20 protein-coding genes, 2 pseudogenes and 1 riboswitch are annotated in these 26218 nt (G+C 46.1%); of the genes and pseudogenes, 6 read left to right on the top strand and 16 right to left on the bottom strand.

Going from position 1 to position 26218, the window contains the following annotated elements; translation table 11 throughout:
• Positions 1 to 31: 31 nt before the first annotated feature.
• Positions 32 to 901, bottom strand: a complete 870-nt coding sequence (locus tag J7I83_RS10490) for an amidase (protein WP_215100647.1) — start codon at positions 899 to 901, stop codon at positions 32 to 34.
• A gap of 48 nt (positions 902 to 949) precedes the next feature.
• Positions 950 to 1038: riboswitch (cyclic di-GMP riboswitch) on the bottom strand.
• Positions 1039 to 1162: 124 nt separating this feature from the next.
• Here J7I83_RS10490 and mgtE point away from each other — a divergent pair.
• On the top strand, positions 1163 to 2521 hold the full coding sequence (gene mgtE / locus J7I83_RS10485) for a magnesium transporter (protein ID WP_215100646.1): 1359 nt from the start codon (positions 1163 to 1165) through the stop codon (positions 2519 to 2521).
• Between the two features lie 206 nt (positions 2522 to 2727).
• Positions 2728 to 3132, top strand: a complete 405-nt coding sequence (locus J7I83_RS10480; RefSeq protein ID WP_215100645.1) for a DUF4395 domain-containing protein — start codon at positions 2728 to 2730, stop codon at positions 3130 to 3132.
• A gap of 52 nt (positions 3133 to 3184) precedes the next feature.
• Here J7I83_RS10480 and J7I83_RS10475 read toward each other — a convergent pair whose 3' ends face one another.
• The 14 genes and pseudogenes from J7I83_RS10475 to mnmH form a co-directional block, all read right to left on the bottom strand.
• Positions 3185 to 4462 carry a glutamate-5-semialdehyde dehydrogenase gene (locus tag J7I83_RS10475; protein ID WP_215100644.1) on the bottom strand — a complete coding sequence of 426 codons (1278 nt, stop codon included), beginning with the start codon at positions 4460 to 4462 and terminating at the stop codon, positions 3185 to 3187.
• Positions 4463 to 4491: 29 nt separating this feature from the next.
• On the bottom strand, positions 4492 to 5262 hold the full coding sequence (gene proB, locus J7I83_RS10470; RefSeq protein WP_215100643.1) for a glutamate 5-kinase: 771 nt from the start codon (positions 5260 to 5262) through the stop codon (positions 4492 to 4494).
• 647 nt (positions 5263 to 5909) lie between these two features.
• A pseudogene (locus tag J7I83_RS10465) lies at positions 5910 to 7018 on the bottom strand (TerD family protein).
• Between the two features lie 22 nt (positions 7019 to 7040).
• Positions 7041 to 7148 carry a TerD family protein gene (locus J7I83_RS17830; RefSeq protein WP_251047585.1) on the bottom strand — a complete coding sequence of 36 codons (108 nt, stop codon included), beginning with the start codon at positions 7146 to 7148 and terminating at the stop codon, positions 7041 to 7043.
• Positions 7149 to 7278: 130 nt separating this feature from the next.
• Positions 7279 to 8715 (bottom strand): carbon starvation CstA family protein, encoded by a 1437-nt coding sequence (locus J7I83_RS10460; RefSeq protein ID WP_215100642.1) that lies wholly within the window; start codon positions 8713 to 8715, stop codon positions 7279 to 7281.
• A 321-nt stretch (positions 8716 to 9036) separates the two neighbouring features.
• Positions 9037 to 9630, bottom strand: coding sequence for a hypothetical protein (locus J7I83_RS10455; RefSeq protein WP_215100641.1), 594 nt, complete (start codon positions 9628 to 9630; stop codon positions 9037 to 9039).
• The gene (locus J7I83_RS10450; RefSeq protein WP_215100640.1) at positions 9602 to 9808 is read right to left on the bottom strand and encodes a hypothetical protein; all 207 of its coding nucleotides are present in this window, start codon (positions 9806 to 9808) and stop codon (positions 9602 to 9604) included. Before J7I83_RS10450 ends, J7I83_RS10455 begins: the two co-directional genes overlap by 29 nt.
• 310 nt (positions 9809 to 10118) lie before the next feature.
• A complete protein-coding gene (locus tag J7I83_RS10445; protein ID WP_215100639.1) occupies positions 10119 to 10760 on the bottom strand; it encodes a hypothetical protein in 642 nt (213 codons plus the stop codon).
• Between the two features lie 35 nt (positions 10761 to 10795).
• Positions 10796 to 12223 (bottom strand): alkaline phosphatase, encoded by a 1428-nt coding sequence (locus J7I83_RS10440; protein ID WP_215100638.1) that lies wholly within the window; start codon positions 12221 to 12223, stop codon positions 10796 to 10798.
• 148 nt (positions 12224 to 12371) lie between these two features.
• On the bottom strand, positions 12372 to 13577 hold the full coding sequence (locus J7I83_RS10435) for a multidrug effflux MFS transporter (protein ID WP_215100637.1): 1206 nt from the start codon (positions 13575 to 13577) through the stop codon (positions 12372 to 12374).
• A gap of 403 nt (positions 13578 to 13980) precedes the next feature.
• The gene (locus tag J7I83_RS10430) at positions 13981 to 15054 is read right to left on the bottom strand and encodes a branched-chain amino acid aminotransferase (protein WP_215100636.1); all 1074 of its coding nucleotides are present in this window, start codon (positions 15052 to 15054) and stop codon (positions 13981 to 13983) included.
• Between the two features lie 145 nt (positions 15055 to 15199).
• Entirely contained in the window at positions 15200 to 15814 is a 615-nt protein-coding gene (locus tag J7I83_RS10425; RefSeq protein WP_215100635.1) for an NUDIX hydrolase, read from the bottom strand.
• 97 nt (positions 15815 to 15911) lie between these two features.
• A complete protein-coding gene (locus J7I83_RS10420) occupies positions 15912 to 19067 on the bottom strand; it encodes a DEAD/DEAH box helicase (protein ID WP_215100634.1) in 3156 nt (1051 codons plus the stop codon).
• 560 nt (positions 19068 to 19627) lie between these two features.
• Positions 19628 to 20686, bottom strand: coding sequence for a tRNA 2-selenouridine(34) synthase MnmH (gene mnmH / locus J7I83_RS10415; RefSeq protein ID WP_215100633.1), 1059 nt, complete (start codon positions 20684 to 20686; stop codon positions 19628 to 19630).
• 234 nt (positions 20687 to 20920) lie between these two features.
• On the opposite strand from mnmH, the gene J7I83_RS18100 reads away from it, so the two are divergent.
• Both J7I83_RS18100 and J7I83_RS18095 read left to right on the top strand, forming a co-directional pair.
• A complete protein-coding gene (locus J7I83_RS18100; protein WP_353048259.1) occupies positions 20921 to 21385 on the top strand; it encodes a hypothetical protein in 465 nt (154 codons plus the stop codon).
• A gap of 30 nt (positions 21386 to 21415) precedes the next feature.
• Positions 21416 to 21853 (top strand): annotated as a pseudogene (locus J7I83_RS18095) (YeeE/YedE thiosulfate transporter family protein); the annotation flags it as partial.
• 86 nt (positions 21854 to 21939) lie between these two features.
• Here J7I83_RS18095 and J7I83_RS10405 read toward each other — a convergent pair.
• Positions 21940 to 22821, bottom strand: a complete 882-nt coding sequence (locus J7I83_RS10405; RefSeq protein ID WP_215100632.1) for a Cof-type HAD-IIB family hydrolase — start codon at positions 22819 to 22821, stop codon at positions 21940 to 21942.
• A gap of 336 nt (positions 22822 to 23157) precedes the next feature.
• Between J7I83_RS10405 and glcT the strand changes: the two genes are divergently transcribed.
• Together glcT and ptsG are read left to right on the top strand one after the other, a co-directional pair.
• Entirely contained in the window at positions 23158 to 24000 is an 843-nt protein-coding gene (gene glcT, locus J7I83_RS10400; RefSeq protein ID WP_215100631.1) for a glucose PTS transporter transcription antiterminator GlcT, read from the top strand.
• 160 nt (positions 24001 to 24160) lie between these two features.
• Entirely contained in the window at positions 24161 to 26197 is a 2037-nt protein-coding gene (ptsG, locus tag J7I83_RS10395; RefSeq protein WP_215100630.1) for a glucose-specific PTS transporter subunit IIBC, read from the top strand.
• The last annotated feature ends 21 nt before the right edge of the window (positions 26198 to 26218 follow it).

The raw sequence follows: 26218 nt of genomic DNA, 5'->3' as shown, positions 1-26218 counted from the left end.
TCCGTGGATAATATTCTACTGAACTTTGTCTTCACGGGGCCATCGTCTTCCAGCTGTCGACGTGATGGATGGCGATGCCGCCAAATCCCTTTGCTCCGGCATAATGGGCCGACACTGCAGATAGTTCAGCCTCCATAAAGGCTTCTCCTTCTTCATAGAAAGAAATGGCATCCCCTTCATCGGTCTGGCCGGTTTCAACTCCCACCACTACCGGTTTTCCATGTTTTTCTCCATAGGCTACTTCATTTTTCACAAGCTCTGTGATCATGGCTGCTGAATCCCGGTAAGCCATGAGGGTAACGCTTTGGGTGTTGGCAATCACCCATTCAGCGAGTACCCCTTTGCCATAGGTGTTTTTGTAGGAGATTTCATCGAACCAAAAAGGCAGATCTGCTTCGAGCGGCAAGTTCAATGCAGCTGTGCTCGATTTGGCTTTTGTCAGTAATGTTTGATAAGACTTCACGGTTGCTGCCCTGTTGGTGTTCCAGCCGCTGTAAAGATAGGGCTCTACATCCAGGTGGACACCGGCGAATTTTTGAGCCGGAGCAGCCCCTTGCTGATAGGCCAATAGCCAGGACATTAACCGATCCTGTTCGGCAAAACCTTTCGGGGCTACCCAGTCAGCAGCTCCGTCCAGTGCGTAGATGGCTATGCCGGCAGCTCCCGCTTTTTCGATAAAGCTTTGATAAACACCGGCCGGTATATCTGCATCAATTTGTACGTAGACCTTGTTGAGCTCTTTACTTTCCAGAAAAGCAAGTGTCCCCGCTTCATCACTGTAAATCATCCATGGATTCCATAGCCAGGTGGCTTTGATATCCACCTCAGCAGCTTGCGCATCAAAACCATTTTGTGTCATCATAAACAACAACCATACACCCGCTATCATTATTTTCTTCATTTTTCCGCATCCTCCCGTTCTGTCAGCCGTGGCTCACAGAACGAGAACCCAGGCAACCTGACAACCTTACGCTTTTTAGGCGGTTAGGCTCATGGCTTTGCGTCCTTCCCTTTCGGTGAAGTTTACCTTTTTCAGATTTTCATTATTATATGTCAAATAATTCAATTTTACCATCTTTTTTTAGCCCTTTTCAAATTAAAGATATAACGCAATAATCAACAATAGGATTCTTGTATTTCCTGAACAGAAGGAGTGAACCGAATGTCCCTAGCATTGCTTGAAGACGAAATCACATTAGCTTTGATAAAGGCTTTAAAAGAAGGGAAAATAAATGAATTCCAGGACATCCTGGAAGAACTTCAGCCATATGATATGGCCATCCAATACCGGCATCTGCCGGAGAAGCACCACAACAAGTTCCTGCTGTTTCTGACAATCCGCCAATTGACGGAAGTGATGAAGGAACTCCCCAAAAATGAGCAGATCGATATTCTTCAGAAGTTGGGCCTGGAAAAATCGTCCAAAGTCCTTGACCGTATGGACAATGACGATTTGGCGTTGCTGTTGGCCGACCTGGAACCTGAACGAATCGAAGAGCTGCTGTCGCAGATCAATCAGGACGACTCCACATTCGTCCAAAGCACCATGACTTATCCCCCTGAAACTGCCGGCCGCCTAATGAATAACCGATATGTGTGGATTCCGCGCCATTACACAATTCGGGAAGCTGTCGACAAAATCAAGCATTTTGCCGAGCTGGCGGAATACCTCAACTATCTTTATGTCGTAGATGAAGACAAGAAACTGGTGGGCGTTGTTTCCTACAAGGATCTGATTCTTGGAAATCTCGAGGACAAAATTGAGGAAGTCATGTACAATCGCGTCGTCAAAGCTGATGTATTGACCGATCAAGAAGATGCGGCCCAATTGATCAGCCGCTATGATTTTGTCACGCTGCCGATCGTTGAAAAAGACAATACCCTTGCCGGAGTGATAACGGTCGATGACGTCATCGATGTTGTGATGCAGGAAGCGAACGAAGACATTGAAAAACTGTCAGCTTCGGGTAAATCAATCGACTTTAACACGCCAGCCCTAACTGCAGCTTATCGCCGCCTGCCTTGGCTCATTCTCCTGCTGTTCATCGGGCTGTTTTCCGGAGGCATCATCAGCCGCTTTGAAAACACCTTGCAGACGGTGGTTGCTTTGACCTTCTTCATGCCGATGATTGCCGGCATGACAGGAAATACTGGAACTCAGTCATTGTCCGTTGTGGTCCGTGGATTGGCTACACAAAAACTGGACTCCAAGCAGACCATCAATCTGGTCATCAGAGAATTGTGGGTCGGCATAATCATTGGCGCCATCTGTTCTGTGCTGATCTTATTGATTGCTTATATATGGCAGGGCAATTTTGTGTTGGGCATTGTGGTCGGCGGTTCCCTGTTGATGACTTTAATCATCGGAACTTTAGCAGGAACCATCATCCCCCTTATTCTTTACCGATTCAATATTGATCCAGCTGTGGCATCAGGCCCTCTGATCACGACTATCAATGATATCCTGTCCCTGCTAATTTACTTTGGCATGGCCACCCTGTTCATTTCTCAACTGATGTAGAAAAAGGACTGATATTATTTACCTTTCGCACCTCGCTTAGGGCATAGCTCCCGCAAGAAGCCAGGCTATGTATTTCCAGTTTTTTATAGAATCTCAACATGCAGATTATCAACTCAACTTAAATAAATTCAACCTTTTTCAAGCAATTCGCTTTATCCCTAGTAAGTTACTCGGTATAATAGGTGGTAATACTAGGAGGCGAGTCCATGACCATTCCGAAACCCCTTGTCCAGACCAATCAGACTTTTATCGTCGTTACCGTATTGGCGGCGCTCTTGCTCCATCCTGCTATTCTGTTGTTGCCGTTTGCTGTCGGAACATATACATTGATCACAAAGAAAAATCCCGTCATCCAATCCAGCCGCCGCTTTTTGAAAAAGCCACTGGCAAGCTACCAGCAGGAAGATAAAGGCCAGCAGCTGTTCAACCAATGGATCGCGACAATTTGCATAGGGCTTTCGCTCGTTTCTTTCTCCCTCGGAATCCAACTGGCTGCCTATGCTTTTAGCATCATGGTCATTATCGCTGCAGGAGTTGCACTCATGGGCTATTGCATCGGCTGCACCATCCGTTACCGCTATATGATGTGGAAACACAACCGAACAGCATAAGAAAAGACCGGAAGCAATGGGCTTCCGGTCTTTTTTGTTTATAATAAATTTCTTATTTTACTTGGCCATTGCCGCGCACGATGTATTTCGTCGACGTCAAGGCAGGGAGGCCCATCGGTCCGCGCGCATGGAGCTTCTGTGTGCTGATGCCGATTTCAGCGCCGAAACCGAATTCAAAACCGTCTGTAAAACGGGTCGAGGCATTATGATAAACCGCCGCTGCATCAATTTCCATAAAGAACTGATCGACATTTGCGGAATTGGACGAAATGATGGCTTCCGAATGCTTGGTTCCGTAAGTGTTGATATGATGAATCGCTTCACTCACATCATCAACGGTTTTCATTGACACTTCCAGCCCAAGATATTCGGTTCCCCAATCTGCTTCTTCTGCAGGTATGACATTAGGAGAGAGTTTCTGTGCGACCTCATCTCCATGGATTTCCACTTGATTGTCCTGCAATGCTGCCATCAATTCCGGTAAATGCTCTTCTGCCCATTTTTTGTGGACCAGAATGCTTTCACAGGAATTACAGACTGAAGGCCGCTGTGTTTTGGCATTCAGCGCAATTGCTATCGCCATTTTGACATCCGCTTTCTCATCGATATAAATATGGCAATTCCCTGCGCCAGTTTCTAATACCGGAACAGTAGAGTTTTGGACGACTGTCTGAATCAGCTTGGCGCCTCCGCGTGGAATCAGTACATCAAGGTATTGGTTCAGCTTGAACATATGGGAAGCTGCTTCCCTGCTTGTATCCTCAAGCAATTGAACTGACTCAACCGGCAACTCGCTTTTCTCAAGTGCCCGATGGATAACCGCAACGATGGCTTTATTGGAATGGATTGCTGTGGAACTGCCGCGCAGCACTACCGCATTGCCGGTTTTCAAGCATAAGCTGGAGGCGTCAACCGTGACATTGGGACGCGCTTCGTAAATCATGCCGACAACTCCTAAAGGCACACGGATTTTGGACATCGTTAAGCCGTTCGGCCGCTCCCATTTCTCCAGCACCTCACCGACAGGATCCGCCAGTTTCGTCAATTGAATCAAAGCATCAGCCATGTCTTTTAACCGCGGTTCATCCAATTGCAGACGATCCACGAGGGAGTCACTCATTCCACCTTGGCGTCCTACTTCTACATCCTTGTTGTTTTCTTTCAGAATATAAGCCTGTTCTTCCAGCAATTGAGCTGAAATTAAACGCAGTGCGTTATTTTTTTGCTTGGTCGTCGACTTCGCCAATATTGCTGAGGCCTGTTTCGCCTGTTTCGCTTTTTGCACCAGTTCACTTTTCTCGATTTGCTGTTCTTGAAGAAGTTCGGTCATTCCTGATACCCCTTTCGATTTTCCGTTACTCAAACACCCATTTTCGTTTTCACGCCGATATAGGTCCCATCGCCTTTGCCATAGAGAATATCAACCAGTTTCTCACTGCCTGTTCCCGAACCGATAAATACCTGAACACCTAAAGCCAATGCGGTACGTGCTGCTTCAACTTTTGACTTCATGCCGCCAGTTCCAACATCAGAGCCGGCAGAAGATGTGGCTTCTATTAATTCATCTGGGATTTCATCAAGATGGAGGTATTTTTGAGCCTGAGGATTGGTTCTTGGATTGTCCCGATAAATGCCATTGATGTCTGTTAAAATCACAAGGAAATCTGCGTGGACAAGTCCACTCACCAATGCCGACAGCATATCATTGTCTCCAAACGTCAGCTCTTTCACTGACACCGAATCGTTTTCATTGATGATCGGCATGACGTTTCGTTCCAACAGCTTTGAAATAGTATCATTGGCATTTTTATAAAGATCTTTTGTCAACAGCAGCTGTGCAGCTACAATGCCGTGTTTTTTGCATTCATCTGCATAGGCCTGCAATAACAGGCTTTGCCCTACTGCTGCCGCCGACTGCTTATCGACTATTGTATCCGGACGTGATAAATACCCCATACTTGTACATCCTGAAGCGACTGCTCCAGATGATATCAATATCACTTCGTGTCCGTCTTTTTTTAAGCGAGCCAGTGCATCCATATGCTCGCACAACTTTTCAATCGACAGTTTACCGCATTCATCTGTCAATGAACTACTGCCTATCTTCACAACAATTCTTTTCTTCTCCACGTGCAATCACCACCCGTTTTTGATAAATAAAAAAAATTCTTCCATTTCATTCAAAAGCGGAAGAACCATGCCTCCGTGTCTTTGTTCTCTTCAGCTGTTTTATCGAATCTGTTTAATAGAGTTATTATGCACTGTTTTGCATTTTAAGTCAATTTAATAAATTTTATTTTGCTGTATAAATGGATTCGGAAAGTTTATCACATCTTTTTAATGCATATTTATGCACAAACATGAAAATTCTTCTTATTGCTCTCCCGAAAAAAATCTGTGCTCAAGACTCAAACGAAAGGACAATTAATTCTGATTTTTCTCTTTAAAATGAAGATTCGAATTTTTATTGAATTGCTAGTTTACCATACATTCCTCTTCTTTGTAACCGTGCTCCTTGTATAAGACAGGAATGGCACGGACAGCGTTAGGCTTCCCCATCATAGAACCAGTACGTCTCTTGACTCAAAAAAATTGTATAAAATTAGTTTTTTTATATTTTGAAACTGATTAAAAAAATCCACTTTTCCGGGAGATATATGAATCCATTTCCGCCTAAAAACACCAAAAAAGAAAGCGTGGAGAATCAAATCCACGCTTTCTTTTTTGGTTTATCCCACTTTGATAGAAAGCAAGATTCCAACTGATTGATTTAACCTTTATTTAGAACCCGCGCTCCATGTCATGCCCCATTTAAAGGCTCTATCCATTTCCCGATGACCTGAAAAATACTCGACCACTTTTTGGACGCTCAAGGTTTGATTTTTTTCATTTTCAACCAGGGCGATGGCACACATCCGCTTGCCTTTACGGTGTTCATCCAGACGGACCTCGACATCAGGCCCATTTTTTTGCTTTAATGTCACTACTCCATCCACTTCCGCCCAATTGGCTGCTCCTTCGTAGATAAAGGCATAAACCAAAATCCGTTTGAATTTCATGAGCTGGTCCCCGTTGATCCGAAGATTTTCTCCACCTTTGGACGTACCCGTGCGGTCATCGTGGTCGAGCGCAATATAAGGCAGCTGCTTTAAATTTCCGAAGGTATTGCCTAACGCTTGGACAACTCCTTTAGAACCATCTTTCAATTCAAACAAACAGCCTAAATCCAAATCTACCGAGTTGCTGGCATTCAGGAGTGATGACAAAAAGCCGCCCCCTGTTTTTTGTGTCCAATTCAAATTCACGACGATTTCACCTAATGGCGAATCGGTTTTGTTCAAATTGATTTTGTCCCCGGCCTTTTTCAGTTCTACTTTCTTCAAATTGATCGCAGCCGGTTTCGGGCTGGCAGTTTCTGTTTTTACAGGTGGGCTCTGTTTAGTAAAGGCATCTGCCTGCAGCTCGAGACTGAATTGTCTGCACAGCTCTCTAAGATCCCCAGAAACGCTTTGGCCAATCGCAGAAAACTTCCATTCTCCATTATGCAGGTAAACCTCTCCTGCTAAAAGAGTCAAGTCCGCATTAAACTCTGTGCCCAAATCATAACGGCATAGCTCTTTTTTATTTTGGCGGTCTTCAATCCGCAAGCGTTTGAGACCTGGCCGAAGTCCTGCTTTTTAGCAGTTCCGTCGTAGATGGTGATCGCCACGGCAATTTTTTTGATGCCGTCCGGAATTTTTTCCAGATCGATTGTCAGCTGTTCATCATCGCCTGCCCCCACTCCAGTGAGATTGTCCTTCGTCAGCTGGACTGCTGTTCCGCCGCCAGTCAAGTTGTTGTAAAAAACAATATTCTCTTTGCGGGCAACTTTTCCTTCCGCATCCACCAGTAATGCCACTGCATCCAAATCAATCGACGAAGCCGTTTGGCTGATATCCCAAGCCGATCTTCAATTGCTTTAACCCAGGATGCGCTTTTGTTAAATCCACTTTTTGCCCTTTGATCAATACCACCATTTGTTTTCCTCCTCGAATATAAGATTATTTAATTTTACTATACTGTAAATTCATCCTATTTCCACTTGATCCTGTGGTTTTTGCAAAAAACAATCCCACAAGGCTGCGCCCTGCGGGATTGTGGAATTTATTACAGCGGGCGGTAATCTGCCTGCAGCTGCTTCAAGCTTCTGTATTTCATAATTTGAGCCACATACCATAGCAATACCACCAAGGTGATGCAGGCTCCAATTATGGCGGAAACCTGATAATCCATGTTCAATCCTTCCGGTGCGTAGAAGATGTACATGGAAACCACGGCCGTCATGAAGATGGCGGGCACTCCAGCTATCCAGTGAAGCTTGAAGTTTTTCAATAGATAGACCGCAGCCGTCCATAGCATGAACGTAGCTACCAGCTGGTTGGTCCAGCCAACGTATCTCCAAAGGAACGTATAGTCGATTGTCGCCATATAGAAAGTCGGAATCGCCAATGGAATGGTTACTAGCAAGATTTTCACTTTGCCTTCCATATTTACAAATTTCGCCAGGATATCCGTTAAGATCATCCGTGAAGAACGAAGCGCCGTGTCGCCCGTCGTAATTGGCAGGATGATAACCCCGAAGATGGCCAGCAATCCGCCCATCGTACCCAGCAAGGAGATTGAGATTTCATTGACAACGCCTGATGGGCCTCCAGCAGCAAGTGCCGCTCCCAGTCCATCCGTACCGTTGAAGAAAGTCATCCCGGCTGCTGCCCAGATCAAGGCGATGATGCCTTCAATGATCATGGCTCCATAAAAAATCTTGCGCCCATCTGTTTCTTTTTTCATGGTCCGTGCAATAATTGGGCTTTGTGTGCAGTGAAAACCTGAAATCGCACCGCACGAAATGGTTACCATCAATAATGGCCAAATCGGCAGCTCGCCCGGATGCAGGTTCGTAAATGTCAGGTTCGGCATCGGTTTTCCAGAGAAAACCAAGGCAACAGCTACTGCAACTGCCATAAACAATAAAATCGCGCCCAACAAGGGATAAATGCGGCCAATCACTTTATTGATCGGCAAAATAGTCGCCAGGATAAAATAGAAGAAAATAATAACTAAAGCTGTCAAAAAATTAATTGGCGTTATTTGCGCAATCAATTGTGCAGGACCTGCGGTAAAAGCTGCAGTCACCAGCAGCATCAAAACCAGTGACACCCCGTTGATAAAAACTTTGGCGTTCTTGCCCAGGTATTTCCCCACTAAAGTCGGGAATTGTGCGCCTCCATGGCGCATGGACATGACCCCTGAAAAGTAATCGTGCACCCCTCCGGCAAAAATACAGCCAACGACGATCCAGACAAACGCAACTGGTCCATACAAAGCGCCGGCAACCGCTCCGTATATCGGGCCAAGGCCCGCAATATTCAATAATTGAATCAGATTGCCTTTCCACCAGCTCATCGGCACAAAGTCCAGTGTGTCTGTTTTGGAATAAGCAGGAGTCGGATTGCTATCATCGACTCCAAATACACGCTCGATAAATTTCGAATAAAATACATAACCTAAAATAAGTAAAGCCAAAGCGGCAAAAAAAGTAATCATATGGCGTTTCCTCCTGATGTCGTGTTATAAGCATAAATTATGATAACATGTTTTTTAATATATAAACATAATATTTAGAAAAAACAAATATACTGTAAAATAACTATATTAGTAACCAACAAACTGCTGTTGCTTATTTTTTAGATCTATATAGGAGCATTTTTATACGCATCAAATAGTATTAGAAAGAAAAAAAGAAAAAAAGAAAAAATACATTATACTTCAATCTGTTTTTGACCTCAAAAAAGCGCACAGGCCAAGTTTCTCCCGCGCGCTTTTGATCTTGTTCAGATTCTTGCTTTCCGGATCCCTTGTATAGCGTCAACAGCCGAAAAAATACTCACGGCCACAACTACGCTGCCGATCAGCCAGCCAATTGAGTGCCGATGTTCCGCCGAACATATCCTCGAGCCTTTGGCGGAATGCCTGATTGAAGACCGGGGTGGTACATTCCAGTCCGCCACGTTGCCCTTCCTGATAAATCCCGAGCAGCTTATCTGCATTAAAGTAGACCGTCGTCCAGATGGCGGTCCAGATCAGGCTGCCGAATATTTGGCTCCTTGGTATCTTTTTATCTTCCGAGATATGTGGACGCTCCTGAGATTCTCTTAAATCGTCCGGTGTCCATTCTTCAAAATTCAGCGCCAGCGGCCTTTGTGATGTTGAATGCTCAGCGCGCTCAACAACTGCCAGCACTAGTGTCAGCCAGAACACTACCTGGATTACCGCATTGATGATTCCTGAAATAACCCTTTCGATCAAATCTCCGATAATGGTGAAGATTGGCTCTTTTTCTGCTCCTGAAACAATCGTGACAATAAGGATGATGATGGTGGTTATCGTAATGGCAATCGGAAGGATGAGCTTCAGCAGCTGAAGATAGAGATCATAATACCGTGGGCCTATCAAATACATCGGCCGCTCCGCATAGCGGGTGGCCCAGGTCAGAAAGAATATTTTTAGCGTCCTGTTCCGAATAGTCTTCCGGCAACATTCCTCCAATCATCGCCCGCAACTCCACTTCAACTTCATCACGCTTTTTTTCAGGAAGCCTCCTCATGACTTCCCTGATGTAAAGTTCAATCAGTTTCATGGAAAATATCTCCTTCCACTAATGTCTGTAGCTGCTATGCCGGCTTCCCTAATGGCTTTTCAGTTGAGCAACAGCTCACCATCATCACTCCGCGTTTAGAATCCCTCACCTTTTAACTGTCTGATTTATTCCATTGTGCTCTTTTATTGTATTTAGCATACACCCTAATTTTTATTTTAAAAACAAAATCCAGCTATAAATTCAGATGATTTAGATATTCAGATGAAACTGCTGACAATACGTAATTCGCTCTCGAAAACACAAAAACAGGCTCACATCAATGAGCCTGTTTTTCTTCAGTTGCTGCTGGTTATTCAAAGCGCTTGTTGAATTCCATTGCTTCTGCTATTTTATTGTCCTGGCTGTCATAAACATCGCTTGTGGTGATCTTCATCGAGTCAAAGCTGCCACCTTCGACAATAAATCCGATGTTGCCCCGTTTGGTTTCACCGGCAGCAAGTTCACCGTTCAGTTCTTCCAGGTAAATATCATCTTCCCAAATCTTCAGCTCGTCTGCAGCAGTTTCCAATAAGGCCACTGGCGCAAAATGCAGCGGTTTATCCGAAGTATTGGTGATTTCCACAAACATTTTCACGACTCTAAATTCCTGGTCATGAGTATAGGAATGGAAAAAATCAATCAGGCTGTAATCCGGCTTTAGCTGAAGGATTTTCGATTCCGCTACAGTCAGCTCGACCGGCCCCACATCATAGGTTTCCTTGTCCATGTTCACCGCCTTGGCTGTGGCTTCGCCTTTGGCATCCCGCTGATTTTGTCCAGCTTCCTGCAGCATGCGATCATCCGTCACTTGCGGACTCAGCACGTAGTCTGCGTAATACTCCGGAATATCGTTTTGCCCGGCGGCCGAAGCCACCACTGTCGAATCTGCCTTTTCTGTACACCCTCCAAGCAAGATCGCGGAAAGCGCCAATAAACAAATGGCCTTTTTCATGTCAGTTCCTCATTTCACTGCTGTTTTATGTTGCCTTAGTTATCGTTGATTTCCACTTTTGCTTTCAGTAAATCAAAGATGATTTTTGCGTGGTCGGTATTGTCGAGCTGTCCTGCGAATTTATCGCTTGCTGGACCGTATGCGTAAACAGGGACATCTTCTCCTGTGTGGCCACCGGTTGTCCAGCCTGTATGGGAGCGTTTATCGAAAATCTTCTCGATGGAATTGTCGATGTCTCTGTACTTGCCGCCCTCTGCTGCTTTTTTCACGGTATCAATTTCTTCCGCTGTCAGATCAAGGTCGATATACTCGCTCAAGGTTTCTTCCACGCCAGCGCCGCCGACGATTTTTTCAGCCATGAAATCCGGTGTACGTTTTGCCGCTTTGATCGGCTCTCCGAACCAGTTATAGATGCCGTCCGCGCCGATTGAGAAACCGCCCGTCGAATGGTCAGCGGTTGCAACAACTAACGTATTGCCGTCTTCTTCAGCAAATTTGATTGCTGCCTGAAACGCTTTGTCATAGTCCTCCATCTCGCTCATCGCAGCCACTATGTCGTTGTCATGCCCTGCCCAATCGACCTGGCTGCCTTCCACCATAAGGAAGAAGCCTTCTTCATCTTGGGACAACCGGTCAATCGCCGATTCAGTCATCTCTGCCAATGATGGTGTGCTGTCGTCACGGTCAATCATTTTCGGAAGACCGGCCGGTGCAAACAATCCAAGCACTTGCTCGTCATCGCTGCTTAACAACTCATCCCGGTCTGTGATATAGCTGTAGCCGTCTTTCTGAAACTCTTCCGTAAGGTTACGGTCCGTCCGATCGAACAAATTGACTCCCCCACCCAGAAGAACATCGACTTTGTGCTCGCCATCGATTAATTCGTCGTAATAATCATCCGCAATCGCGTTCATGTTTTTCCGCGCAATGTCGTGAGCGCCGAATGAGGCCGGTGTGGCGTGTGTGATTTCGGAAGTTGAGACCAATCCCGTTGCTTTGCCTTTTTCTTTGGCTGCTTCAAGGACTGTTTTCACTTCGCTTTCATCGTTGTCTACGGCGATTGCATTGTTATAGGTTTTAATACCGGCAGCCATGGCGGTAGCAGATGAAGCGGAATCCGTGATATTTTGGTCAGGATCTTCCGGATAAGTCGATTGCTGTCCAACCAAATATGAATCAAAGGACATGTCTTCAACCAACTTGCTTGAAGCATCGTCCTGCAGGTAGCGGTAAGCCGATGTATACGATGTTCCAACACCGTCGCCAATCAGGAAAATAATGTTCTGTGCTTTATCTTTTTTGCCGTCTTTGCTTTTGCCTTGGCTGTGCTCAGGTGCTTTTCCTTGGTTCTTGACAGGTGCATGCGCGTCAGCTGATAGAGCAAAAGAATTGATGCCTGTCAGCGCCACAGCACAAGCCACGGCAATCGGAAGTACTTTCAATTTCAAGTTTTTATGTATCATTTTTTCTCCTCCAGTCATTTGATCAACATACCCAGTGTAGGGTTTGTTTATTAAGCGCTGATGAGAAAATTGTTTAGCTTTTGTAAATTGTTAAAAATAGGCATTTTTACACAATACAAAAAGCCCAGATAAATTTCCGGGCTTCAGATTATTCAGCAGTTGATGCAGTGGCGTTTTTTGCCAGCAGTAGATATGCCAGCAGTGCAATCAAGCACATGGTAAAGATGATCAGGCCCATGGGAACTGCCGTGTTTTCTCCAGCAATTCCCACCAACGGCGCAGTCGCAGCTCCGAGGATAAAAGGGAGCAGCCCCAGCAAAGCAGAGGCACTTCCTGCCACATGGCCCTGGCTTTCCATCGCAAGGGTGAAAGCGGCCGTCCCCACCACGCCAATCGACGTGATGAAAAAGAAGATGGGGATGACGACTGCCCACAAAGGACCTCCCAGCAGAATCACGGCCAATAAAACGGCACCGGCGGTGGTGGCAGTATAGAGGGCAGTTTCCAAAAACCGCTTTTCAGACCAGACATACGAGTACCGGCCAACAGCGTAACTGCCGATGATCAGTCCAATGCCATTCATGCCGAACAGCAGGCTGAAAGCTTGAGGTGATGCCCCGTAGATATTCTGATAGATGAAAGGAGTCCCCGACACATAAGCGAAAACGCCGCCGATCAGAAAACCCTGCGCCAACGCATACCCTGTAAACTGGCGGTTCTTTAAAATCCCTGCAAAATTGCTGAAGGTCGACTTCAAGTTGCTCGGGACACGTTTTTCAGGCGGTAAACTTTCCTTTAAGCGAAAGCCGGAAATCAGCAGGAGGACGATTCCCAGCACCGTCAGCACCAGGAAAATTCCTCTCCAGTCTGCAAACAGCAAAACACCACTGCCGACAGAAGGCGCCAGCAAGGGCACCAGATTGTTGACAACCATCAATAAGGCAAATAACCTTGTCAATTCTGCCCCGTTGCTGACGTCCCGAACTATTGCCCGGGAAATAACCAGCCCACCGGAAGCAGCAAAGCCCTGTACAAAACGCAGGAGAACGAATATGTAGATATTCGGAGCAAATATACAAGCCACTGATGCTACTATGTAGGCAACCAGGGAAATCAATAATGGCTTTCGTCTTCCCTGCATATCACTGAGTGCACCAGTGATCAATTGGCCAAGTGCCAGTCCCAGCAGACAAGCGGTTAAACTCAATTGAACAGATGTCGCGTTTGTCTCATAGACGTCCGCAAGAATTGGAAAAGCGGGTAAATACATATCGATTGTGAACGGAATTAAAGAAGTTAAAGCACCCATCAGCAAAATAAAATGGACGCGTTTTAAGCCAGTTAAACTTTCCAATACTTTTACACCTTCTTTTTTCATAAAAATAAACTATATAAGTTGAACTAATGATCTTCTCCTTCTGGTATTCCGCAAATCGGCTCTGCTTTCGGGCCCATAGAATTGCGGGTCATGCAGCCAGCGCTCTTTGTTCTGAGGATTTCCCACAGCAGAACAATACCTACTAAATTAATTAGTCCAACATACATAGTCTACCCAAGATTTGATTTCCTGCTTACAGCAAAATTGCCGTTTTCTAACATAACATAAAAAATCCTGTCTTTCTTTAAATACGTTCTCTCTTGTCATTATTTTTAAACCTTACATTCCACAGAACAGCTAAAAACCCGCGGCTATCGGCTTATCCTTTAGGATAAGCTGATAGCCGCGGGCTCAAGCAATACAATTAGTCATGCTGGTTTTACTTTACTTCCACGGTCCAGCCCAGTGTATCTTCAATCTTTCCTGTTTGGATGCCCGTGATTGTATCGTATAGTTTTTGCGACAATTCACCAATTTCATGGTTATTGATAATCATTTTCTTGCCTTGCCAGTTCAGCTCTCCGACGGGAGAAATGACCGCGGCCGTACCGGTGCCGAAGACTTCCTCCACGTGGCCGGCTTCGTAAGCTTCGTACAGTTCATTAATGGAAACACGTTTTTCTGTTACGGTAATTCCCCATGTGCCAAGCAATTCAATAATGGACATGCGGGTAATGCCTTTTAGGATGCTGCCATTCAACTCAGGCGTTACGACTTCCCCGTTGATTTTGAAGAAGATGTTCATGCTGCCCACTTCTTCAATGTATTTTTTCTCAACGCCATCCAGCCATAGGACGTCCGCATTGCCTTCTTTCTTGGCATTGGCCTGAGCTTGATAGCCAGCTGAATAGTTTCCGGCTGTTTTGGCCATGCCGGTTCCGCCTTTTACTGCGCGGGTGAATTTATCTTCCACATGGATGACAACCGGCTGAAGGCCGCCTGGGAAATAAGAGCCTACCGGTGACAGGATCACCATGTATTTATAGGTTTGAGACGGTCCGACTGCAAGGTTGGCGTCTGTCGCAATGATGTAGGGACGGATATATAGGGAAGTTCCCGGTGTTTTCGGGACCCAATCCTTTTCAAGCTTGACCAATTGCGTCAAATGCTCTAAAGCCTGCTCTTCATCAATTGGCGGAATGCTCAGGCGCTCGCTTGAAAGGTTCAGGCGCTCAAAGTTTTTTTCCGGGCGGAACAATAAGATGCGTCCGTCCTCAGTGTGATAGGCTTTCATGCCTTCAAAGACCGTTTGGCCATAATGAAAAATCATCGCTGCCGGATCTAAAGTAATCGGGCCGTAAGGAACAATTTTCGGATCGTACCAGCCTTTTTGGGTTTCGTATTCCAGGATGTACATATGATCTGTAAACGTAGTCCCGAATGGCACCTGGTCTTTCACCGGCTTTGTTTTTTTGCTGTTGTTCTCAATAACCTCAAGTTGATATGTAGTCATCATCAGGACTCCTTTTATAAAAATAATTTTAATTATCAGTCATATGAATAATTATACACGTTCCTTCTGTCCTTTAAAAGCTTCTCCGCCTACAATTCCGAAATTGCGATAAAAGACCCGTACCTTTACAAAACAAAAAGACCATTCAGCGAATGATCTCTACAAAGTGTGAAAGAATTTTAGCGGTTAGGCCCCAGATGACTTTATCTTCATAAATATAGAAATATTCGTCAACCTGACGCGTCCGCCAATTGTAATTTTCCCCTCCGGCAATCAAATCATAAGGAAAGCTTGCCTCCGGCTGGATATCAAAATTGATACGGTACACTTTCGGCTCTTTTTCCACGAAAAAGGATAACGGCACCGTAAAGATGCTATCCACTTCGGGAGGATTGGGTGTAAACACAGCCCCTCTATCGATGACGCCGGCAAAGGTGTATACAATCATACCAAAAGGCGAAACAATATAGTCCAATGGAAAGATGTCTGAGATTTCAGCTCTTTCTATCCCCAATTCTTCGATTGTTTCCCGGACGGCGGTGTCTTCTTCCGTCTGATCCTGAAAATCAATTCTGCCACCAGGAAAACAGATTTCCCCCGGCTGGTTTCTTAGGTCATAGGAACGGACTTCAAAGAGGACATGAATTTCTCCCCTTTTTTCGATAAGGGGCAAGAGAATTGCATATTTTGAAAAATCCTTGTTTCCCAATACATCAGGAATGCGGTTTTTCACTTTATCCAGCATGCTTTTCGGATCCATATCAACACCTCATCTCTTCCACCCAGTTTACCAAACCTTGCGCAATAATTCCTTTTCGGAGAAACCCTTTTGCAGCTCGGCGAATGGAATGAGCAGCCTACATCGTCAAAATTTCCCGGATATCCTCGGCAGTCATCGCTTTCAACGGTTCTTCACCCGATTGTATGACGTCATCGATCAAATTTTTCTTTTTCATCTGCAGCGCATTGATCTTTTCTTCGATGGTGCCTTTGGCGACTAGCCGGATCACCTGGACTTCTTTTTTCTGCCCCATGCGGTGGGCACGATCGGCGGCTTGCTGCTCGACCGCCGGATTCCACCAAAGGTCGTACAGGATGACTGTGTCGGCTCCTGTCAAATTAAGGCCGGTACCGCCAGCTTTCAAGGAAATCAAAAACAAATCTCCTTGTCCTTCATTGAAACGGCGGCACAAGTCTACACGCTCTATCGGCGGCGTCTGGCCATCCAGGTAAAAGTAAGGCACGCCCTCTTTCGCCAATTGATGGCCGATGATGCCGAGCATTTGGGTGAATTGCGAAAACACCAGCACGCGCCGGCCAGACAGCCGACATTCCTCTACAAGCTCCATCAATTGGTCGAACTTGGCAGACCCGCCATCGTAGCCTTCCACGAACAGGGCCGGGTGGCAGCATAATTGGCGCAGCCTGGTCAGCCCTGCCAAAATCCGGATGCGGTTTTTCTGGAAGCTGTCTTTGTTCAAATGCTTCAGCGCATCCTGTTTCAATTCAGCTAAGTATGCCGCGTATAATTTCTTCTGCTCTTTCTGCAGTTCCGAAAAATGCATGGTCTCCACTTTATCCGGCAACTCGGTCAACACGTCTGTCTTGACGCGGCGCAGGATAAAAGGGCGGACCCGTTTCTTGATGCTGTCGCGCCTCATTTCACTGAACAGCCTGCGATTCGGCAAAAGCTCCGGAAACACCACATTGAAAATCGACCATAATTCGTCCAACGAGTTTTCGATTGGCGTGCCGGTAAGTGCGAACCGGTAATCCGCCTGAATTTCCCTGACGGCCTTTGCCGTTTGCGTGACCGGATTCTTGAAGGCTTGCGCCTCGTCCAGAAACAAGCTGTGGAAGCTTTGGTTCCTGTACAACACCTGATCCATGCGCAAGGAAGGATAGGAAGTGATGACTACGTCCAGGCCTCCTGTTTTTTGGATCAATGCGGCTCTTTGCATTTTACTGCCATCAATGATTCCAGCTTTGACGCTTGGTGCAAATTTTTCCAGTTCATTCAGCCAATTGTAGACGAGCGATGAAGGAGCCACCACCAGCACAGGCTGCTGCTGTTTGCGGATATCCGGCAGCACCGAGACGATAAAGGCAATGCTTTGCAAGGTTTTGCCAAGCCCCATGTCGTCAGCGAGAATTCCGCCGAATTTATACTTCGCCAACAGCTTGAGCCAGCGGAAACCGGCTTCCTGGTAATCGCGCAGCACCCCATTCAAACTTTCCGGTATATCAGTAACGAGCTCGTCCGGTTGACTCAAGTTTTGCAGCAGGTGCGCAAAGCTGGCACCGGGATCAAGCAGTTGCCCCTCATCCAATGAAGCCGCCAAATGCAGCCCGTGAATCAGCGGTACGCGAATTTCTTCTCGCCCGAAATTAGCCGAAGTGATATCCAATTCACACAGGAAATCGCTCAATTCCATGAATTCGGCCGTTTCCAGAGACATTAACGTACCGTTAGGGATTCGGTAATAAGGCCGCTTTTCCTCCAGCGCCTTCAAAATCTTCTTGATTTCCGCTTCCGGAACGTCCTGAAGGTCGAAGCGGAACTCCAGCCAATCGGTGCGTTCGCTGATTTCAACTTTTATTTTCGGACCACCGTAATTTTTTTGAACACGCAGCTTAACGGCTGTCGTCGCGTAAATCTGCATCAGCTCTTCCAGCGCGGGAATAACATGATACAGAAAATGATATTCTGATTCCTCACCTTGCATATAGAAACCGCCATCGGTCTGTGTAAAGGCACTGTCTTTCATGATCTGCAGAATATCTTGTTCTTGCTGGCGCTGCCTGCGGACCCCTGGATAATGGCGGAATTCATCTTCCGGTTCTTCACATGGATTGATGACCAAATGGCCGTAATGGAATTCCACTCCGGCCAGCAGCCGGTGTTTGATGCGGTCGAGAAATAGCTTGGCGCGAAGAGGCGTTTCCACCAGCCGTTCCGCTACTGCATCACCAATGTGTACTTTTCCTAAACGCTCCAGTCCCGGTACGACCGTTGCCATGAAATGATCCAGGTCCTCGGCCGGTATGAGCAGCTGGTCAATGGATCCAGGCAGCAATCTTTTCAGTTCCGCCAAGCGCCGGGCATCTTCTCCAGCCAAATAGACCAAGGCGCCATCCGCAAACGCCATTTCGTACGCTTTTAGAATCAGTACTCTCTCCAGCCCTTCAACATCCAGACGAAAGCCACCGGAACGGTTTTCGTCAAAGTGGAATGACAGCGGCAATTCTTTTTCAATGCGGATGCCTTCTGTGATCCGGTCCACTCCGACAAGCTTGACGTTAGGGGCAGCCTGTAATAATGGCAGCAGCCGCTCCCAGTCCGAAGCCGCGATAGCCACCAGATCCGTTTCTTCAGGTCTTCTGGCGCCTGTAATTCGCGTTTTCGCCAAGTAAGTAAGGACCGTTTCTGTTTCTTCCTGCAACCGGTGGTTCTGTGGCGAGTAATGAAAGCCAGATGAATCAGTATATGATTCCTCCGTCCTCACCGCTTCTAGAAAATCACCAATACTCCCAATGGGTTCCAGCCCCCCGCTTCCCACAGCGAGCCGCAGAGCGGGCACGTAGCCCGTTCCGTCCAACAAGACCGGCAGGCAGCTGAATTCCACTTGAAGCGTTTGCCGCTTATCGAAATACTGCCGCCTGCCTTTTGTTCCTGCCCTTTGATGCGCAAACAGATCCATCATTTTCGCCGTAGGGTTTTCGCGTTGCTGCATTTCATCAATCGCCAGTAGAACACCGGCAATGTGATGGCAATAGGTCTTCACAAAACCAACCGGCGGACAGCTGCAGGAAGCCAGTATTTCTCCGTCAGATTCCTGCTTGACGCTGACATGATATTCATTGCGGCCTGTGATGATTCCTTTGATGAGCCGGTCTTCGTTAGGATCCGGCGCCAGCCGAATTTTGCCGGCCTGAATAAAAGCACGGCCTTTTTTATAAGCAGCCTGCCCGCATAATTTTTTTATTTTTGTTTCGTTAAGTGAAAAGTTCATGAGGCTAGTTCCTTCCTGAGGTGCCTGAATAGCCAGTAGTGAAAAATCTAGCAGTTTCCTCCATTATGTCCGACTGAGTATTGCTAATCAACTTCGCTCTCTTCTCGAGTTGGCTAATTAAAAGTCCGGATAAATAGAATAAAGACATTTCTCTAAGAGAAAGGCCTGAGCTTGTAGACAAAAGAATATTTATGATATTCAAAGAATGAATACTTATTTTATTGCGTTTGTACTGCATCCTCCGCTCCAGGTGGACGCTTTCCGCTACATTTAAAGAAGAAAGAGTTCATGAAGTGGTTTGGGAGAGCGTCCGCTCGACTCCTGCGGGAAAGCGAGACGGCCGAGACCCCGCAGGGAGCAAAGCGAACGAGGAAGCTTGGACGCGAGCCCGCGGTAAGCTTCGGAAAACCACGGCTTGTTAGAAGTTTCTCGACAGCCTGAAAATCCCCTCAACAGACAGTTGAGGGGATTTTACTTAAAGAGGTAACTAAATATTCGATTTTCAACTCCGTATTTGTTGTCTTAACTTTTTAAAAAACTTGAAAAGTATACTCTTTAGTTCACCCTAAATTGCCTGCCGGAGACTTCTCGATATCGGGAATCTGCCTTTTTATCGCTTCGATGGCTTCTTCCAGGTTCTGGACCTGCAGCACCCTTTTTTGCGTGTCCGGGTATTGAAGGCCGGCGTGCTTGTAGCGGGAATCGTAATAATACTCCAGCAACAGGCGCACAGCAGAGTCGAATTCGCCGGTGTCCAGATCCGATTCGATCTGTTTTGAAATATCCTGTGGCATCCGTGTTTTAATCCGTTGGAAGGCGGCTATGCACTCAGCCTGGTATTCCACGGGACGGTAATCCTCGATGATCTCTTTGATTCGTTCTTCTATCGGCATATCAATGATGAGCTGGATACTGTTGGTTTTCAGTTCCGTCACCCAGCTCGGGATGACAATTTTGCCAATCCGGGCACTTTCAGCTTCAAAAAGCACAAATGGCGACTTTTCAAGTTCGCGGAATTGCTGGACAAACAACGAGTCGAATTTTTTTTGGTTATTCGGCTCAACGCCGATGTGGCCGAAAATAGAGCCTTTATGATTGGCCAGCCCCTCCAAATCGATGACGGGATAGCCTTGTTTTTCCAGCTCTTTCAAAATTCTGGTTTTGCCCGTTCCAGTCAAGCCGTTCAACACATAAGCTTCAAAAGGGGCTTCCGGTTGCTCCAGCTGATTGATCACCCATCTCCGGTATTCACGGATTCCACCTTCCAGCCGGTTGACGTGAACGTCCATCAACGATAAAAGTGTAGCGGTTGTTCGGCTGCGCATGCCGCCGCGCCAGCAAAAGACCGTCTTATTGCCGTCAATCTGCTTAAACTGCTGAACAAATTCCGGCAACTTGGCGGAAATGATTTCAAGGCCGCGCACTTTGGCCGCTTCCACATTTACTTGTTTGTAGAGTGTGCCGATTTCTGCCCGTTCCGCATCATCGAAAAAAGGAATATTGATGCTGCCGGGAATCGAGAAATTCTCATATTCGGATGGCGACCTGACGTCGATCAGCACCATCTTTTTCTTTTCACTTAAAGGAATCAATTCTTTTACTGTAATATCACTGAACATCCATTTTCCTCCAAACACGCGCTCGTTTTAACTATTCTTCAAGTATACACCCATCGGGAATGCTTTTCGTTTTTGATTGCTTATCCTGAATAGAAGCGCTCTCCTTCATTTTTGCTGATAAAAGCGATTTTTTGGGGTTTTTCATCATATTTTTTAGGGCCGCGATTATGAAAAATATCCTTTTATACCAAGGATTTAGAGTATTTTCTTTTGACACTGCAAGGTTCAGGCATTATGATAACCAGTTATTCCCTACTAAATAACTCAGAAAAGGATGTTTTCATAACTTCAATTACACATGTTCAACCGGTTAACGATGCAAAAGATCAGGTTGCCCGGAAAGATGCAGCTTTAAACAGACCCCAGGTTTCATTGGTTGTCGGCGGACGTACCGTCATGTTTTTGATGCTGCTGTTCTTCATCATCGGGACTACGATCGGTGCTTATCACCTGCCGTTCTGGACAAAAGAAATGCCCGCATTCGAACCGATTTCATTGGCGACCTCTACCGGACTGGGCTATGGCGGCGCTTGGCTCGTGTCGATTATGATTTTCGGCTTAGTGGCCTTGGCCAGTGTAGTCATTGAGAAAAAAGAAGCGCGCCGAAAATTGCGCCTGTTCCATCTGCATCTGGATGGAAACGGATTTCCCGCGGCTCCTGGCCTTTATTTGCCGCTGCCATTGTCCTGGCTGTTTTAAATGCCTTAACACTTATGGTCCGCGGGACGCCTCGGGGGCATTACTTCGGCATTTGCTTGGGGATCAAAAATCGCTGAACTGTCCGGCGTTGACGTAGCCAGCTGGGGTTATTGGCAAGGCGCCAATGCGGCCATGCTTGAGGCTTCGATCTTTTCAGATTCCACCACAATTTTGAACTTCGGCGTCATCCTCGGGGCATTTCTTGCTTCAGCCGCTGGCGGATTATTCAAATTCACAAAAGTGAGAGTGGGCAATTTCTTAGCTTCTGTTATCGGCGGCCTGATGATGGGCTATGGTGCCCGTCTGGCGTTCGGCTGCAATATCTGCGCTTACTTTGGCGGCATCGCCTCGTTCAGCCTGCATAGCTATATCTGGGGCATCCTGGCTTTGGCCGGAACCTTTATTGCCTTATACCTCCGGCCGCTGTTTGGACTTACGGTACCTAAATCCAACGATTCTGTTTGCTGACAACGACACATGGATTAAAAGCAAAATCCCGCAAAACGGACATTTTAAAATGTTCGTTTTGCGGGATTTTTTTTCAGCTATTCGATTTATACTTTTGTTGCTTTTGCTTCCAATTGTGCCCATACTTTCGTTTTCAAGTAATGGTAGACACCATTTTCATCGCAGCTGAATTCCGTTACTTCATCCACCAATTCCTTGATATGATCCTGCGCATTTTTCATCGCCACGGCATGGCTGACATACTCGAACATCTTGACGTCGTTATCGCTGTCTCCAATGGCCAATGTCTCACAGCCGATTAAGCCGAACCGCTCCAGCATCTGCTCGATTCCCGATGCTTTGCTGACATTGGCAACCATCACTTCGGCATTATGTGGAGAGGAAGGAGTCACCGTAAATTCCATATGTTCTTGCAGCTCTTTCAGTTCAATTTTCCAGTCATTGATTTCATCACGGGTTCTTGCAAAAAAGTAAAACTTGGAAAAATGAGTGCCCGTAACTTCGTCTGTCCATTCAATATCTTCTTCAATCGCTTTTTGGCGTGAAATCCATTCGTTAATCTGCACGGAATCGGGCTTCGGATCCCGAACTGCCGCTTCCACAAACCCTTTGTCCTGATTCAGTACCAATCGTGTTTGGCCATGCGGGAAAAGCTCGTAATAAATTTGGCGTTCCCGTGCCTTCGCAATGATGGTTTCCACCAATTCCATTGGCAACGCATGCTCAAATACGACTTCTTCTCCGATGTAACCGGCCATGCCATTTGCGGTAATGATGCCATCCACAGCAAATCCTTCCGGAAGCATCTCTGCCAGTTCATCAGCAGATCTGCCTGTTGCCACAAACACAAAGACACCTGCGCTTCTCAGCTCATCTATGATTTCTTTCGTCTCCATACTCACTTCGTTTGTGTGATTCAAAATTGTCCCGTCCATATCCAAAAAGACGGCTTTAGTGTTAACTGCCACTCCATTACCTCCTGATCTTAAATACAATTGATTTAGCCTCAGTATACGCCTTGCTTTTTTTAAACTCAATGAATGTGCAGCAACCCTAATTTCTTCAGCCGGTTTAATACCTATTGCAGAAAGCAAAGAAATGCTAGAATAAGGGCAAGAGGAATTTTCAGATTTTTATTTACTGATAGAGAAATGATCCGTTTGAAACACTCGATTCTTCTCCGTTTCAGGAGAGCTGGCGTCCGCCTGGAGTGTTTTCTTTAGATCAACTTATATAGATTGAAGGAAAATCATTTGTGATGCCAGTCAGACCGGCTAAAAATCCGGGGGCAGATGGAGGCCAAAATGAAACAGATCTTGACCATACAAAAAGTATTGAATAATAATGTTGTCATCGCCAGCAATGATCTGTATAAAGAAGCGGTATTGATCGGCAATGGCCTTGGCTTTAATCGAAAAAAAGGGGATTCGGTCCCTTTTGATGAAGCTGATAAAACATTTTTGCTGCAGGACGAAAAGGAAATGGAGCAATACGTCAACCTGCTTCCTTATATCGAAGAGAAACTCATTGCCTTTATCCATGAACTGCTGTTGTTTATCGAGGAAAAAATGGGCAAGGAACTGAATGAGCATATCCATGTAGCACTGACAGACCATATTGCGTTTGCCATTAACCGGGCAAAAAAAGGGATTCAATTCTCTAACCCTTTCTTGTTTGAAATCGAGTCGCTGTATCCGAAAGAGTATATGGTGGCCAAAGAAGTGGTCCAAAAAGTGGAAGAACGGACAGGTGTTTCATTTCCTGAAGGCGAAATCGGCTTTATCGCGCTCCATGTCCACAGTGCCGTTACCGACAAGTCCTTGCGCGATATCAACCGCTACCATACCTTAATTTCGAAAATGGTAAAAATCATCGAAAACAGCCTGGAGATTCAATTGGAAAAAGACAATATCGACTACCATCGCCTCATCCAGCACCTTCACCGTGCCATCGACCGCGCCGATAAAGGGGACCCGCTGGGAGAAGAAAATAAATTAGCAGCTATGTTGAAAAGTGAATATCCGGTGTGCTATAATCTTGCTTGGAAGCTCATTAAAATAATGCAAAACCAATTGAATAAGCCTGTAGATGAAGCCGAAGTCATGTATTTGACTATTCATCTGCAACGCTTGACACATAAATTCTGACCATACGTGTTACTGATTCGATCAGGCATGAGTATGAAAAGATGCAAAAGTTGACGCCTAGGACAATTCTGTCCTTGTATCGACTTTTCCCTTTTCTGCTCATGCCTTTTTTGTATTCAATTGGCCTGTTCGATATTCGAATCATCAAGGAGGAAATCACATGTCATTCAATTTGTTCGGCACGTTGCAAAAAGTAGGTAAAGCACTCATGCTCCCAGTCGCACTATTACCAGCTGCCGGTATCCTATTGGCTTTTGGTACAAGCTTTGCACAAGAGTCATTTTTGGAAGCGGTTCCTTTTATGGGAGCTGACTGGATTCAGTCGTTATTATTCGTTATGGCGGAAGCCGGCGGCGTTATTTTTGACAACCTGCCTTTACTGTTTGCTGTAGGTGTTGCAATCGGCCTTGCCAATGGTGATGGAGTAGCGGGACTCGCTGCCATCATTGGTTACTTGATTATGAACGTCACGATGAAAGCTTTTGGTGGAATTACCTTGGAAATGACCGCTGACCCGGCATATGCCAATGTATTGGGAATTCCGACATTGCAGACAGGCGTATTCGGCGGGATTATCGTCGGTGTGATGGCTGCTTACATGTACAATAAATTCTTCAAAATCGAATTGCCACAGTTTTTAGGTTTCTTTGCAGGAAAGCGCTTTGTTCCAATCGTTACTGCCTTCTCTGCTGTTTTTCTTGGGATCGTCATGTTCATGGTTTGGCCATTCGCCCAAGCTGGTTTAAATACACTTTCACACTTTATGCTGGAAACAAACCGGACACTTGCAGCCTTCGTTTTCGGAACCATTGAACGCTCATTGATTCCGTTTGGTTTGCATCATATTTTCTATTCACCCTTCTGGTTTGAATTTGGCCAATATACAAATGCTGCCGGTGAAATCATCCGCGGCGATCAGCGCATCTTCTTTGCTCAACTGCAGGATGGTGTAGACTTTACTGCCGGTACATTCATGACCGGTAAATTCCCGTTCATGATGTTCGGCCTTCCGGCTGCAGCACTTGCAATCTATCACTGTGCACGTCCTGAGAAAAAGAAAGTTGTCGGCGGCATCATGGCTTCAGGTGCTTTGACTTCATTCCTTACCGGGATTACAGAACCACTTGAGTTTACGTTCTTGTTTGTAGCGCCTGTCCTGTTTGGTATCCATGCAATATTTGCAGGACTGTCATTTATGACGATGCACTTGTTAGAAGTTAAGATCGGTATGACATTCTCCGGCGGACTGATCGACTTCCTGCTCTTCGGCGTTATGCCGGGCAGAACAGAATGGTTCTGGGTCATTATTGTCGGTCTGGTCTTCTCGGTCATCTATTACTTCGGTTTCCGTTTCGCCATCCAGAAGTTCAACTTGATGACACCTGGACGTGAAGAAGATGAAGAAGGCGACGAAGAAATGGAAGAAATCGGCGACCTGCCTTACGAAATTCTTGCTGCCATGGGCGGACAGGAAAACATCACCCATCTTGATGCTTGTATCACGCGTCTGCGCGTCAGTGTAGAAGATAAAGGAAACGTTGATAAAAAAAGATTGAAAAAACTTGGCGCTTCTGGTGTTATGGAAGTCGGCAACAACATCCAGGCCATCTTCGGACCTGTCTCGGATAGCCTGCGCGGACAAATGCAGGACATCATCAATGGCAAATCGCCTCGACCAGCCGCTAAAACAGCTGCTCCAACTGAAAATGCCGTTGCTTCGGCAACGCCATTGGAATTCAATAGCCCGATCACAGGCGAACTCCTGCCAATTTCAGAAGTGCCAGATCAGGTATTCTCGGGCAAAATGGTTGGAGACGGATTTGCAATCAAGCCGACTGAAGGAAAAGTTTTTTCTCCGGTAAACGGAAAAGTCGTTACAGTCTTCCCTACTAAGCATGCTATTGGCATCGCGGCAGACAACGGCACAGAAATTCTGATCCATATCGGTATTGATACGGTCCACTTGAAAGGTGAAGGATTTACTTCACATATCGAGCAAGGCGATCTGGTTGAACAAGGACAGCTTCTAATGGAGATGGACTTGGATTACATCGCTGAAAATGCGGCGTCAATCATTACGCCAGTAGTCTTCACGAACCTTGAAGAAGGGCAATCGATCAAACTTAAAAAATCCGGCGCTGTAGCAGCCAAGGATCAGGACATCATGGAAATTATCCATGGAGAACCTGTCGTTTGATTTAGAAATACCAACATAAAG

The organism is Planococcus sp. ISL-110 (genome assembly GCF_018613575.1).
Classification (GTDB): Bacteria; Bacillota; Bacilli; order Bacillales_A; family Planococcaceae; genus Planococcus.
The sequence above is the reverse complement of the archived record's forward strand: the minus strand, read 5'-3'. Positions and strand labels throughout refer to the sequence as shown.

Excerpts from the sequence above, each read along its gene's own strand:
- J7I83_RS10480 (WP_215100645.1), top strand. The coding sequence starts at position 2,728 with ATGACCATTCCGAAACCCCTTGTCCAGACCAATCAGACTTTTATCGTC.
- mgtE (WP_215100646.1), top strand. The coding sequence starts at position 1,163 with ATGTCCCTAGCATTGCTTGAAGACGAAATCACATTAGCTTTGATAAAG.
- J7I83_RS10460 (WP_215100642.1), bottom strand. The coding sequence starts at position 8,715 with ATGATTACTTTTTTTGCCGCTTTGGCTTTACTTATTTTAGGTTATGTA.
- J7I83_RS10450 (WP_215100640.1), bottom strand. The coding sequence starts at position 9,808 with ATGAAACTGATTGAACTTTACATCAGGGAAGTCATGAGGAGGCTTCCT.
- mnmH (WP_215100633.1), bottom strand. The coding sequence starts at position 20,686 with ATGTTCAGTGATATTACAGTAAAAGAATTGATTCCTTTAAGTGAAAAG.
- J7I83_RS10425 (WP_215100635.1), bottom strand. The coding sequence starts at position 15,814 with ATGGATCCGAAAAGCATGCTGGATAAAGTGAAAAACCGCATTCCTGAT.
- J7I83_RS18100 (WP_353048259.1), top strand. The coding sequence starts at position 20,921 with ATGATAACCAGTTATTCCCTACTAAATAACTCAGAAAAGGATGTTTTC.
- J7I83_RS10440 (WP_215100638.1), bottom strand. The coding sequence starts at position 12,223 with ATGATACATAAAAACTTGAAATTGAAAGTACTTCCGATTGCCGTGGCT.
- J7I83_RS10430 (WP_215100636.1), bottom strand. The coding sequence starts at position 15,054 with ATGACTACATATCAACTTGAGGTTATTGAGAACAACAGCAAAAAAACA.
- J7I83_RS17830 (WP_251047585.1), bottom strand. The coding sequence starts at position 7,148 with ATGGTGGTATTGATCAAAGGGCAAAAAGTGGATTTAACAAAAGCGCAT.
- J7I83_RS10445 (WP_215100639.1), bottom strand. The coding sequence starts at position 10,760 with ATGAAAAAGGCCATTTGTTTATTGGCGCTTTCCGCGATCTTGCTTGGA.
- ptsG (WP_215100630.1), top strand. The coding sequence starts at position 24,161 with ATGTCATTCAATTTGTTCGGCACGTTGCAAAAAGTAGGTAAAGCACTC.
- J7I83_RS10475 (WP_215100644.1), bottom strand. The coding sequence starts at position 4,462 with ATGACCGAACTTCTTCAAGAACAGCAAATCGAGAAAAGTGAACTGGTG.
- J7I83_RS10455 (WP_215100641.1), bottom strand. The coding sequence starts at position 9,630 with ATGTATTTGATAGGCCCACGGTATTATGATCTCTATCTTCAGCTGCTG.
- J7I83_RS10490 (WP_215100647.1), bottom strand. The coding sequence starts at position 901 with ATGAAGAAAATAATGATAGCGGGTGTATGGTTGTTGTTTATGATGACA.
- glcT (WP_215100631.1), top strand. The coding sequence starts at position 23,158 with ATGAAACAGATCTTGACCATACAAAAAGTATTGAATAATAATGTTGTC.
- J7I83_RS10420 (WP_215100634.1), bottom strand. The coding sequence starts at position 19,067 with ATGAACTTTTCACTTAACGAAACAAAAATAAAAAAATTATGCGGGCAG.